General features: G+C 49.0%; 14 protein-coding genes. 10 read left to right on the top strand and 4 right to left on the bottom strand.

What is annotated here, in order from left to right; translation table 11 throughout:
* Positions 1 to 366: 366 nt before the first annotated feature.
* Both HPC62_RS11560 and HPC62_RS11555 read right to left on the bottom strand, forming a co-directional pair.
* Positions 367 to 810: a YeeE/YedE family protein gene (locus HPC62_RS11560; RefSeq protein WP_172355800.1), complete on the bottom strand. Its 444-nt coding sequence runs from the start codon at positions 808 to 810 to the stop codon at positions 367 to 369.
* Between the two features lie 59 nt (positions 811 to 869).
* On the bottom strand, positions 870 to 1,286 hold the full coding sequence (locus HPC62_RS11555) for a YeeE/YedE family protein (protein WP_172355798.1): 417 nt from the start codon (positions 1,284 to 1,286) through the stop codon (positions 870 to 872).
* 92 nt (positions 1,287 to 1,378) lie between these two features.
* Between HPC62_RS11555 and HPC62_RS11550 the strand changes: the two genes are divergently transcribed.
* Positions 1,379 to 1,828: an ArsR/SmtB family transcription factor gene (locus tag HPC62_RS11550; protein WP_225910538.1), complete on the top strand. Its 450-nt coding sequence runs from the start codon at positions 1,379 to 1,381 to the stop codon at positions 1,826 to 1,828.
* 252 nt (positions 1,829 to 2,080) lie between these two features.
* Here HPC62_RS11550 and HPC62_RS11545 read toward each other — a convergent pair whose 3' ends face one another.
* Positions 2,081 to 3,409, bottom strand: a complete 1,329-nt coding sequence (locus HPC62_RS11545) for an NAD(P)/FAD-dependent oxidoreductase (protein WP_228721613.1) — start codon at positions 3,407 to 3,409, stop codon at positions 2,081 to 2,083.
* Positions 3,410 to 3,751: 342 nt separating this feature from the next.
* Between HPC62_RS11545 and HPC62_RS11540 the strand changes: the two genes are divergently transcribed.
* The 6 genes from HPC62_RS11540 to cydB all read left to right on the top strand — a co-directional run bounded on the left by HPC62_RS11540 (position 3,752) and on the right by cydB (position 9,180).
* On the top strand, positions 3,752 to 4,450 hold the full coding sequence (locus HPC62_RS11540) for an MBL fold metallo-hydrolase (protein WP_172355796.1): 699 nt from the start codon (positions 3,752 to 3,754) through the stop codon (positions 4,448 to 4,450).
* 57 nt (positions 4,451 to 4,507) lie between these two features.
* Entirely contained in the window at positions 4,508 to 4,996 is a 489-nt protein-coding gene (locus HPC62_RS11535; RefSeq protein ID WP_172355794.1) for a beta-lactamase hydrolase domain-containing protein, read from the top strand.
* On the top strand, positions 4,980 to 5,564 hold the full coding sequence (locus HPC62_RS11530; RefSeq protein ID WP_172355792.1) for a rhodanese-like domain-containing protein: 585 nt from the start codon (positions 4,980 to 4,982) through the stop codon (positions 5,562 to 5,564). The genes HPC62_RS11535 and HPC62_RS11530 overlap by 17 nt, the downstream gene beginning before the upstream one ends.
* A 251-nt stretch (positions 5,565 to 5,815) precedes the next feature.
* Positions 5,816 to 6,595, top strand: a complete 780-nt coding sequence (locus tag HPC62_RS11525; RefSeq protein ID WP_172355790.1) for a sulfite exporter TauE/SafE family protein — start codon at positions 5,816 to 5,818, stop codon at positions 6,593 to 6,595.
* A 70-nt stretch (positions 6,596 to 6,665) separates the two neighbouring features.
* Entirely contained in the window at positions 6,666 to 8,108 is a 1,443-nt protein-coding gene (locus HPC62_RS11520) for a cytochrome ubiquinol oxidase subunit I (RefSeq protein WP_172355788.1), read from the top strand.
* Between the two features lie 58 nt (positions 8,109 to 8,166).
* Entirely contained in the window at positions 8,167 to 9,180 is a 1,014-nt protein-coding gene (cydB, locus tag HPC62_RS11515; RefSeq protein ID WP_172355786.1) for a cytochrome d ubiquinol oxidase subunit II, read from the top strand.
* A gap of 234 nt (positions 9,181 to 9,414) precedes the next feature.
* Here cydB and HPC62_RS11510 read toward each other — a convergent pair whose 3' ends face one another.
* The gene (locus HPC62_RS11510) at positions 9,415 to 10,116 is read right to left on the bottom strand and encodes an MBL fold metallo-hydrolase (protein ID WP_172355783.1); all 702 of its coding nucleotides are present in this window, start codon (positions 10,114 to 10,116) and stop codon (positions 9,415 to 9,417) included.
* A 328-nt stretch (positions 10,117 to 10,444) separates the two neighbouring features.
* Here HPC62_RS11510 and HPC62_RS11505 point away from each other — a divergent pair, with 328 nt between their 5' ends.
* The 3 genes from HPC62_RS11505 (at position 10,445) to HPC62_RS11495 (ending at position 12,200) form a co-directional block, all read left to right on the top strand.
* Positions 10,445 to 10,849, top strand: a complete 405-nt coding sequence (locus HPC62_RS11505) for a heavy metal-responsive transcriptional regulator (protein WP_172358911.1) — start codon at positions 10,445 to 10,447, stop codon at positions 10,847 to 10,849.
* A gap of 95 nt (positions 10,850 to 10,944) precedes the next feature.
* Positions 10,945 to 11,187, top strand: coding sequence for a thioredoxin family protein (locus HPC62_RS11500; protein WP_172355781.1), 243 nt, complete (start codon positions 10,945 to 10,947; stop codon positions 11,185 to 11,187).
* 17 nt (positions 11,188 to 11,204) lie between these two features.
* Positions 11,205 to 12,200, top strand: a complete 996-nt coding sequence (locus HPC62_RS11495) for a permease (protein ID WP_172355779.1) — start codon at positions 11,205 to 11,207, stop codon at positions 12,198 to 12,200.
* The last annotated feature ends 12 nt before the right edge of the window (positions 12,201 to 12,212 follow it).

Here is a 12,212-nt window from a genome sequence, read left to right as displayed (position 1 = left end):
GCTCAAATTGTAGAGTTTGTAACTAGATGAAGCTGGAAAATGTATTGAACTAAACCAAGGTGTGAAGTTTTACCAACTTTATCAATAGAAATCATTGGCAATTAAAATGTCTGACTCTATGCCCAGCATGTGCTGAGAAAAATGAGAGGCAATTGTGGGCAACAAGCTTTGGGCGTGTTTCTCGCTGAACTCGATTAAGTTGCTGTACAAAGACGCAGATTTTACCCCCATCCAAGCAATAACGCTTGGATGGGGCGCTGAAAAGTTTCCTCAGAGCGATCGCCCTTGTGAGCATTGCTGCTTCTGGTCAGAATCTCGAATTGCAGCTAACTCGTTTGTTTTTCCAACCACTAGGTTTCAGACCTTTCATCTCAACTCGGTCTTCTGGCCAGTTTGACTTTGAGCTACTGTCCATTTTTGAGCAAGAGAACCCACAATCATGCCAATCAAGAACAAAACCGGATTCCAAATTCCTAAAACCAGTGCTGCAATCGCTGGCCCTGGGCAGTAGCCCGAAATCCCCCAGCCGATGCCAAAAATTGCCGCACCCACAACCAGCGGCAAATCAAGCTCTCGTTTAGTAGGAAGATAAAATTTATCGGCAAATAAGGGACGCGATCGCTTGAGTACAAAACGGAACGCAATCAGCGTAACGCCAACTGCCCCTCCCAAAACGAACAGCAACGTTGGGTCCCATGCACCTGCTACATCGAGAAATCCGAGAACGCGATCGCGATCGATCATTTGCGATAGTCCTAACCCAAAGCCGAACAGAATGCCCGAAATGAGTGCTGCTAGATGGTTTTTCATAAATCTAGATTGATTTGTTGGATTTTGCGATCACAGTCCTGAAGACAAACCATGTCTAATCACAAACCATGTCTAATCACAAACACTGTAAGCATTCCAGTGATTAAAAACGTGAGGACGGCCACCAGCGATCGCCCCGATAAGCGTCCCAGCCCACAGACCCCATGACCGCTCGTGCAGCCGTTTCCCATGCGGGTTCCCCAGCCAACCAACAGTCCCCCCACAAGCATGGCGATCGGTGCAAACGTAGAACGAGGTGTAGGCTGCACTGCAAAGCCATACTCATACAGCGCAGCGCCCAACAACAACCCAGAAATAAAACTCCATCGCCAAGCTTCTGCTTTGCGAAAGGTAATTGCCCCATTCACCATGCCGCTAATGCCCGCAATGCGACCACTCAGCAACAACAAAACCGTCGCGCTAAGACCAATCAGCCCGCCGCCCAATAATGCCGATAGTCTGTCCAACAGTGCCATCTGTGCGCTCTCCGTTAATTATGCAGGTTCTACTACCGTGTGGTAATATAGTAATAAGAAATGGATCTATCGCAAGTTGCGGAATGCCTCCCATGCCTACAAAATCATCCAGAAAGCCTGTTGCGGTTCAAGAAAGAGCGCCAGAACAAGTAGATGGGAGCCTAGCCCATGCAAACCTAGTCAATGAGTGCGGTATTTCTAAACTCACTCCCCAAGCATTAAGCCTGATGGCAGACTTCTTCAAAGTTTTATCAGAAGTGAGTCGCCTTCAGATCGTATGTTCTCTGAAAACAGGCGCTAAGAATGTAACAGAGATTATCGAAGAAACAGGCTTGGGACAGGCGAATGTGTCTAAGCATCTGAAAATGCTGACTCAAGCTGGGGTGGTTGCCCGCGAGCAGCGTGGAGTCTGTGTTTACTATCGCATTGCCAATCCATTTCTGTTTGAACTGTGCGATTTGGTTTGTGATGCACTGACGATGCAAGTTGAACAGCAGAGTCAACAACTTCAGCAATTATCACAGCTAAGGCAGAGCCGCTAGCGTTTGCTGAGATCATCAAATGCAATTCCGACAACTTGCTCGAGACGAGTCGTTTGACAGACAACTCGCCTCGTTTTTGCATCTAGGGCGATGATTTCCAGCACTTGGTTTCCGTAATCGCACAGAAGCTTGGCATCTGAACCAGTGTAGTAGACGCGATCGCCAACCTTAAAACACAGGGAACTGCCCGATCCTTGAGGGGATGGTCGCTGCCCATCCCCTCCGCAATCTCGTTTAGCTTCGCAATCTCGTTTAGCGCCGGAGCAGTCGGTTGATGGGCTTGAAAATATCCGCTTCAAATCCTTCACCCTTTAGCATGCGATTCCAGTACAACCAGGGCAACACATGGGCCTTTGCCAAATACATTGAGTAGCGTTCTTGGGTCGGATCAAGCGGAAACGAGGGAGCCAACTTTCCACCATAGGCAAACTCTGCCATGATGGTTGAGTTGTAGCCTGTGATGAGGGGACAGCAGGTATAGCCGTCATATTCTGCGGTTATCGGCTGCGACTGAATCAAAGACAGCAAGTTCTGAACCACGATTGGCGCTTCTTTTCGGGCTGCGGCGGCTGTCTTAGAGGTCGGCAAAGAAGACGCATCGCCGAGTGAAAACACGTTGGCATAGCGAGTGTGTTGTAGCGTTGCCTGATCAACATCCACCCAGCCACCGGCCCCAGCCAACGGGCTTTGCTTGATAAAATCGGGGGCACTCATGGGGGGAGCCACATGAATCATGTCGTAGTGAATGCTGACTTCCTCAGTGCCGTTATCGGTGGTGACATCAAAAATTGCTTCTTGTGTGTCTGCCTTGATTTCCTTAAGGTTGTGCTTGAACTTGGTAACAATGCCGCGCCGCGCCACCACTTTATCCAGAGCGGCTGCATATTCTGGTACAGCAAACATAGAGGCCCCAGCGGTGCAGAACATCACTGTGGTGTTCACTCCGACACCGCTCTTGCGCTTGAAGGTGTCATCGGCCATATACATCACTTTCTGAGGCGCACCGCCACACTTGATCGGCGTGGCGGGATAGGTAAAGAGGGCGTTCCCGCCTTTGAAGTTTTGGATGGTTTCCCAGGTGTAGGGGGCGTAATCTTTGGAGTAGTTACTGGTGACTCCGCCTCGACCCAGCGCTTCTTTTAAGCCTTTAATCAAATGCCAGTCAATTTGAATGCCAGGGCATAGTACCAAGTACTCATACTCAATGGCTTGGCCGGCTTCGGTGATGACCGTGTTGCGATCGGGGTCTAGTTTTGCGACTCGCGCTTGAATCCAGCTTGCCCCCTTGGGAATGACATCTTTTTCATCTCGAATGAATTTCTCAATCGGAGCCACGCCGCCGCCCACCAGCGTCCAGCCAGGTTGGTAGTAATGTTTGTCGGACGGTTCAATGATGGCAATATCCAGAGCGCGGTTTCGCTTCAGCAGTTGGGCCGCAACCGTGATTCCGGCTGCTCCTCCTCCCACAATCACAATTTGGTGGTGCTTCACGGGCGGGGCGATCGCCTCGGCGGTCGAGAGATTTTGATGAAGCTGTTCAGCAGGGTGGGTTGATTGGGTTTGCTGTGCAGTCGGTGACACGGTAGTTCCTCAAATGTAACGAAGGGTGTAGAAAATGAGTTGATGACGTAAGATATTTACTATGTGTACCATACTACCAGTTGGTAATATAGTTGTCTCTTCTAAAGAAAATCTTAAATCCATTTCGGCGGCTTGACGAAAATTAAATCTTAAACTATATTACTATATGGTAATTAAATTGAAGCAGGAATCCCTAAGTTAACGCTACGGGGCGATCGCAGTCATGGTTGCTGGCTATCTCACGTTTTTTTCAATCCTGGTTGTTGTCGCCATTCTGTTTGTTGCAGGCGACCTCTAGAACACAACCCTTCTGCACAACACCGTCTCACGAGGTAACGAACGATGCTATTTCGACAACTTTTTGATCAAGACACCTGGACTTACACCTATTTGATTGCTGACCCCAAGACCAAGGAAGCCGTTTTGGTGGACTCCGTGATTGAACAGGTCGAGCGCGATTACAAGCTGATTAATGAATTGGGATTGATCTTGAAATACTGCCTAGAAACCCACGTCCATGCTGACCACATCACGGGGGCTGGCAAACTTCGGGAGCTAACGGGCTGTGAAACGATTGTGCCGGAAAAGGCGCAGGTTGCTTGTGCCAACCGCCACATCCGGCATGGGGAAGTCTTGAAGGTCGGAGAAGTTGAAATTCGGGCGATCGCCACTCCAGGACACACCGATAGCCACATGGCGTATCTGGTGAATGGCGACCGAGTGCTAACGGGCGATGCATTGTTTATTCGGGGCTGCGGACGGACTGATTTCCAAAGCGGCGATGCAGGGACACTGTATGACTCCGTAACAGAGAACCTGTTTACGCTGCCGGATGGTACGCTTGTGTACCCGGCTCACGACTATCGCGGCCACAGCGTCTCCACGATTGCTGAAGAAGAACAATGGAACCCGCGCTTTACAGGGCGAACCCGCGATCAGTTCATAGAGTTTATGAACGGGCTGAATCTGCCTGATCCAAAGAAAATCATGGAAGCTGTTCCCGCAAATGAACAGTGTGGCAATGTGCTGGTAACCAGCTAGAAGACTCAGTTTGGCAGGGCAGGAGGACAGCTCAAACACAGAAATGGGAATGCAGAAATGAACGAAATGCAGCTAGTTGGCATCCACCGGATAGACGCAGACGTTTCTGTGGCCGGAGAGCTTAGCCCAGAGCAGTTGCAGCAGGCATCTCACCAGGGCTTCAAATCAGTGATCAATCTGAGGATGCCAAAGGAGAAGGGATTCCTGCCCGATGAGCCGCAGATTGTGGAATCGTTGGGAATGCAGTACGCCCATGTTCCTGTAAATCCCTCTAGTCTGAGCGGTGAGGTTATTGCTCAGGTGTGTGAACACGTTGATCAGCTCCCAAAGCCAGTTTTGATGCACTGCTCACTGGGGCTGCGCTCGGCTGGGATTGCGCTGCTGCGGTCTGGCGTTGAGCGGGGCATGACCGTCGAAGAATTTCTGCACCGAACAACGGCGATGGGCTTGGACTTTAACAGTCGCCCTGGTGTCAAGCGATTTTTTGTAGACTACATCACTCAAAATTTTGAGCAGTTAGGAGCGTCTAATGACGAGCATGAATGAGATCGGTTTCAACTATTCCAGCCAAACTCAGCGCGATCGCCTAAAAACCGTTGATCCATCCTCCCTGAGTACCTTATTGAGCCAACAAGCCGTCACGCTAGTTGATGTTCGCGAACCCTCTGAACATGCGGGCGAAAAAATCCCTGGCTCAATCCTAGTGCCGTTGTCCAAATTCGATCCGAATCGCATTCCGTTTGATGGCAACAAGGATGGCAACAAAACTGTGGTGCTGTATTGCCGAACAGGTAATCGATCGGCTCAGGCGGCACAGAAATTATTCGCAGCAGGAATCGATGAAGTGACCCATTTGGAAGGTGGATTATCGGCTTGGGTGCAGGCCGGGTTTCCAACTGAGGTAAACAAACGTGCCCCCATTAGCCTGATGCGCCAGGTACAGATTGTCGCAGGTTCGCTGGTCGTAACTGGCACTTTACTGGGTGCGTTTGTCTCTCCCTGGTTTTTGTTCCTTAGCGGTTTTGTGGGTGCTGGTCTGGTGTTTGCTGGGATTACGAATACCTGTGCATTAGGAATGCTGCTGGCTAAACTGCCTTACAACCAGCGCGTTTGAGTTTGAGGTTTTAGGGCGCTCATCGAGCGTCCTAATTTTTTGGAGTGGTGATTGCAACGAGTCTTCTAAGGCTGGGCGATCGCCCAGTTTTGCATGGCTTAGCAAACAAATCTAGAACCATACATCTTGGCTGCCTGACACAAGTGCCTCAAATGGGGGAAGTACGTAACGTAGTTTCAAGGATTTTAGGAGATGTGTCAGGCAGTCAGCCATACATCTCTAGAACCATACATCTCTAGGACGATACATCAATGTTAATTACTGTCATTGGGCATTTGCTGGCAATTTGTATTGGCATTAGCCTGGGGTTGATTGGTGGGGGTGGGTCGATCTTGGCGGCTCCTGTGCTGATCTATGTCATGTCCGTCCCTGCAAAATCTGCCTTTGCCATGACTTTGGTCATTGTGGGAGTTGCAAGCTTGATTGGTGCGATTCCTCACTGGCGACAAGGCAATGTCAATCCTAAAATTATCGCGCTGTTTGCGCCTGCTTCCATGCTAGGGGCTTATCTGGGAGCGAGGTTAGCCTCGTTGCCATTTATCACCCCTACAATTCAGCTTGTGACCTTTGGAGTCATGATGCTGATCGCCTCAATTACCATGATTCGCAAAGGAGCCAGCAAATCAGAAAACCCGCTCGATAAGGCCGGGCATTCTGATCGCCACACAGTTATTCCTAAATGGTTGGCAATTGCTCTGGAAGGTCTTGCCGTTGGCACCCTCACAGGCTTCATCGGTATTGGGGGTGGGTTTCTGGTGATTCCGGCCTTGGTGCTGCTAGGAAAAACCCCCATGAAAGAAGCTGTGGGAACGTCCCTAATTATCCTGGCGCTAAAATCCGTTACTGGGTTTGCCGGATACTTTGGTCATGTTCCGATTGATTGGACCTTGCTTTTGTCTTTTACAATCGCCTCTAGCGCTGGGATTCTTCTAGGATCTTACTTAAATCAATTCGTCAGTGCCAAGCAGCTTGAAAAAGGGTTCGGTTACTTCGTGTTAGCGGTCGCCGTTTTTGTTCTCATCAAGCGATGAGAATTGTCCCTTGCCTGTTCGTTCCGATCCGTTCTAAACTCTTGTCCAAACTCTTGTCAATGAGGCAACTATGGCTATCTGGGCTGATACTGTCGCACTGTCGCGAATGCAGTTTGCTTTGACGGCTATCTTTCACATGCTCTGGCCCGTTCTTACAACAGGTATGGCAATCTACCTTGTTGTGGTTGAAGGATTGTGGCTGAGGACGAAAAATCCAGATTACTACCGCCACGCCCGTTTCTGGTCGAAACTATATGTTCTAAACTTTGGCATTGGTGTTGCCTCTGGCTTGCCCATGGAGTTTCAGTTCGGCACGAACTGGGCCCCTTTTTCAGAAGCAGTGGGCGATTTTTTTGGCAGCATTCTGGGGTTTGAAGGCGCAATGGCCTTCATGCTCGAAGCTGGATTTCTGGGGATTATGCTCTTTGGCTGGGGGCGAGTGCATCCAGTCATTCATTATTTCTCCACCATTATGGTTGCTTTTGGTGCGAACCTTTCCACATTTTGGATTTTGGTGGCAAATTCTTGGCTGCAAACACCCGCAGGTGGAGAGCTTGTCAACGGAAAGTTCATTGTAGATGACTACTTTCAGGCGATTTTGAATCCCTTCATGTTCATCAGCGTTTCCCATATGTTCTTCGCAACCTTGGAAACGTCGCTGTTTGTCATTGGCGGAATTAGTGCCTGGTATATTCTCAACCACCGCCATCCTGAGTTCTTTGCCCGATCGCTCAAAATTGCAGTGGCAGTGGCGATCGCCGTCACTCCCTTGCAGATTTACATTGGGCACCTCAGTGCCGAGCAGGTAGCGCACTACCAGCCAACTAAGCTAGCCGCAATGGAAGCCAAGTGGGAAACCAGCCCAGCGGGACAACCTGCGGATTGGAGCTTGGTGGCGTTGCCCAACAACAAGCTGGAGCGAAACGACTGGGAGATTTCTATTCCTAATGGACTGGGCTACATTTTGGAGTTTAAGAAAAACCTCTCTGAACCTGTTTTGGGCCTTAAAGAATGGCAGCCAGACGACCGACCCGAAATGGTGGGCTTGGTTTATTACTCGTTCCGCATCATGAGCGGGATTGGCTTTTTCTTGGCGGGCTTGATGGGGGTGAGTGTGATTCAATGGCTGCGGGGCAAGTTTGCACCAGAGGCGATCGCCCACCAAAAGTGGCTATTGCGAACCTGGCTACTGGCGGCTCCCTTGGGCTACATTGCCGTAGAATCGGGATGGATTGTGCGCTGTGTAGGACGACAGCCCTGGGTGGTGTACGGGCAAATTCGCACAGCGGAGGGGGTTTCCAACTTGCCTGCGAGCGAGGTGTTGACATCCCTGCTAGTTTTTGCAGCCGTGTATACGACCCTGTTTATCTGTGCGCTATTTTTTGGCAGTCGCATTATTCGTCAGGGCCCCAACCTAGAATTGCCTGTGCCGGGAATCGAGAATCAACCTGCGGTAGAGACAGAACCCGCTAAATTTATTCCTGACCAACGCCCTATTGAAGCCCAGCAGTAAGGATGAGCCTATTGAGTAAGTATTTGGCAAGGGTAGACCTCACTCATTTGATAAGAGTATGGAAAATTTAGAACACTTTCTAACACAGGTCTGGTTTGTCATCTTGGCTCTGTTCCTGTTCCTTTATGTCATGCTAGATGGCTTTGATTTAGGTGTGGGTATTTTGTCGCTGACGAGTTCTGATGAAGAACGACGCAGCATTCTCATGACCAGCTTGGGAAATGTTTGGGATGCGAATGAAACTTGGTTGGTACTGATGGGCGGAGCCTTATTTGGAGCGTTTCCCCTTGCCTACGGCACGATCTTAAATGCACTCTATATTCCAATTTTTGGGATGATTTTTGGTTTGATTTTTCGAGCCGTTGCTTTTGAATTTCGAGAACATTCCACCAACAAGGTGTTTTGGAATCTAGCGTTTGGTGTGGGGAGCTTTACGGCAGCCCTGTTTCAGGGTTTTGCTTTAGGTAGTGTTTTGGAGGGAATTGCGGTCGATGAAGCTGGCCACTTTGTTGGAAGCATTTGGGACTGGCTCGATTGGCGATCGCTCTTGGTCGCTCTCACACTCATTCAAGGATATGTTTTGATTGGCTCGACGTACCTAATCCTCAAAACCGACGGAGAACTTCAAAACACGCACTACCGCACTGCAAAGCTAGCAGCCATCACTACCTTAATTGGTGCAGTCTTGATTACGATCGTCACGCCTGTGGTCTATGAAAACGCCAGAGCCAAGCTGTTTCATCAGCCAGAAGTATATATCTTTGCGCTGATTCCTGCATTGGGGATCGTGCTAGTTGGGCTATTGCTGAGGAGCTTGAATCGGAAAGCTGAAGTGACTCCGCTAATTTGGACGATCTTACTCTTTTTGCTTACTTTTGTAGGATTGGGATTGGTTGTGTTTCCCTACATCATTCCGCCTGATATCACTATCTATCAAGCAGCAGCGGCTCCCAGCGCACTTGTTTTCATGATTATCTTTATTGGCTTTCTGATTCCAATCATGCTGTTCTACAACATCTACAACTACATCGTGTTCCGAGGTAAGGTTTCTGGAGTCCACTACACAGAGTAATCCCTATTTCGGCATCGCTGAATCCGATTTGGATAAAGCTAGGACTTACGCAGTTGGACAGTTTCTCACGGGCGCAGCCCGTGAGAAACTGTCCAAAACCTAAAGAGCGTATCGCAAGTGCGTAAGTTCTGAAAGCTTTGGATTAAAGCTTTGGATAAGGACTTGGGTAAAAACGTGCTGGGAACCTATGGGGCGTACAGGTTCCCAGTACACTCACTGATGAAGTAGCCGTCTCTATCGAGCCGCGATCGCCACTTTGCCGCATTCCTGATTAGCGGGCACCGCTTCCATAATCTTCTTGGGATTGGGCAGGTTGAGGTTTGCCATCAGGTCAACAAAGCTTTCCCGCGTTTGCCCCACAAAGCGAGGATTCCACTGCTTCTCTTCGCCGATCGTAGAGACCGTTTCGCCCTTATAGTCATGTCCTGGATATACCAGCGTTTCATCCGGCAAGGTAAACAGGCGTTGGGTGATGGCATCGTACATGGCCCCGGCATTGCCGCTTTGAAAGTCGGTACGTCCGCAGCCGCGAATGAACAGGGAGTCACCCGTCAACAGATGCGTCCCGTTGACCAGATACGCCATGTGGCTGTCGGTGTGGCCCAGAGTGGCGATCGCCTCAATCTGAATTGAACCCATTTGCAGCACTTCGCCATCCTGGATAAAGCGATCGGCACAAGTCGCTTGGGCATTTGCAGGAACGATCCCCAAACATCCTGTAGCATCCCGCAGCTTGCCCGTACCCGTAACATGGTCAGCATGGATGTGAGTTTCCAAACAGTAGCGCAGAGTCAGTCCCAATTCTTTCAAGATACGCAGATCGCGCTCCACTTGTTCGGCCACGGGATCGACCAGGATGGCTTCCTTCGTGTCTGGGTCAGCAATCAGGTAGGTATAAGTCCAGGTGGCTTCATCAAAAAGTTGGCGAAATAGCATTATTAGGGATCTCCTTTTGTAGAGGGGTTAAGGGTTACAGAATTTTGCAAGACAACCTGAAAGGTTACTTACTTCACAACAATCTTGCTTTTTATAATTATATCACCATATGGCTATGTATTGGAAAACGAAAAATTTGCCTTAAAGCTTAAGGGCACCTCGAAAAATTCAGATTCTCTTGAGAATGGCTACGAGAAAACGAGATTTTCAGGCTCCTAAAATTCTCAATAAGGCAATTAATCGAGGTGCCCTTTAGTTTTGGACTAAAGAGATGAGGTATAGCATGAACTCAGAACTGACGCAATTCGAGTGGACTAGAGTTATGACCCTGTTTCAGGTTGGCGAAGTTTCGCGTCACTTAGGACTCAACCCCCAAACGCTATACTTTTATGAGCGGATTGGGCTAATTCCCCCTGTCCCACGAACTCAGGCAGGCTATCGGCTGTATCGCCAGGAAGATATAGAACGGCTTGCTTTTATTACCCATGCAAAATCGTTAGGCCTAACTTTGGACGAAATTAAGGACATCTTGGCACTCAAGGATGGGCGATCGCTGACTTGTCAGGCTGTCTACGAGCGGCTGAGCCGGAAAGTTCAATCGATTCAAGAAACCATTCACAAGCTCCAAACCCTACATGATGAGTTAATTCCTTTATTAGAGCAGTGCCACACCAATCTTGATCATGCTGATCCAACTCATCAGTGTGTGGTGCTGGAAAGGTCTCCAGGCTAACCTCGATCTAAATTCTGACTGATGCTTCTTGACCTTATACCTATGTATAAGCTCTACGCTAGTCACAGATTGTAGAGGCAAATGAAGACAGAATCATGGAAACGATGAAGATTGAAGTTTTGGGAACCGGTTGTAAAAAGTGTCAGCAGCTAGAAGCCAACGCGAGAGAAGCGATCGCTGCCCTTGCTCTAGAGGCTGAGGTGTTGCACATCACTGATCCCATCGAAATCGCCAAGCGTGGTGTGATGTCTACGCCTGCTCTGGCGATTAACTCTCAGGTGGTCAGCAAAGGTAAGGTTTTGACACCGACTGAAATTCAGCATCTCCTCAAGGCTTAATTCCTGGAGGATGAGCCATGCTTGATCCGTTTTATCCATTCGATTGGTTGGCAACTCAAATTGTCACCCACCTGTTGGGGCTATCTGTAGACTCTCATCTGGGGGCTAGCCTCCATTTTTTTCTGTACGATGTGCCGAAAGTATTGACTTTACTGATCACTATCAGTTTTCTGGTCGGTACATTTCAGAGTTTTTTGCAACCGGAAAAGGTGCGGTATTGGTTGTCTGGTAAGCGGACTCTGAGCGGGAATATTTTGGCAGCAATGGTGGGAATTATTACTCCATTTTGCTCCTGTTCCGCAGTCCCTTTATTCATTGGCTTTTTGGAAGCCGGAATTCCATTGGGAGTTACTTTTTCTTATCTCATTTCAGCACCGATGGTGAATGAGGTTGCAATCGTTCTGCTGTGGGGATTGTTTGGACTGAGGGTAACTCTGCTCTATATTGGTTTTGGCGTTGGGCTAGCGATTATTGCGGGTTATGCGATCGGACGGCTCAAACTAGAACACTGGGTTGAACCGTTTGTTTGGGAACTGCAACGATCGCACCAAAGCCAGGAACTGGCTCAATCGTTTCAATCCCCTCGCCTTACTTGGAAACAACGCTTGCAGCAAGGGTGGTTTCAGTCAAGTCAAATTTTTCAGTCGGTTTGGCTGTATGTAGTGATAGGGATTGCGATCGGGGCAGGCATTCATGGCTATATGCCGACGACGCTGGTGACGCAGCTAGCTGGTGCTGATAATCCTCTTGCTGTTCCGGTAGCTGTGGTCTTGGGCGTACCACTTTATGCCAACATTGCGGGCGTGATGCCCATTACTGAAGCGTTGGTCAACAAGGGGATGCCGTTAGGTACGGTTTTAGCCTTTACGATGGCGGTCACTGCGCTTTCATTTCCGGAGATTGTGATTCTGAAAAGGGTGCTTCGCCCTCAGCTTCTAACTGTCTTTATTAGCTTGATGACTTTGGGAATTATCAGTGTTGGCTATTTATTCAACTTGCTTTTGCTAAATTAATCACCTTGTTCA

The organism is Thermoleptolyngbya sichuanensis A183 (assembly GCF_013177315.1).
GTDB classification, from domain to species: Bacteria; Cyanobacteriota; Cyanobacteriia; order Elainellales; family Elainellaceae; genus Thermoleptolyngbya; species Thermoleptolyngbya sichuanensis.
Note: the sequence above shows the minus strand (reverse complement) of the source record. Positions and strands in the feature narration are given on the sequence as shown.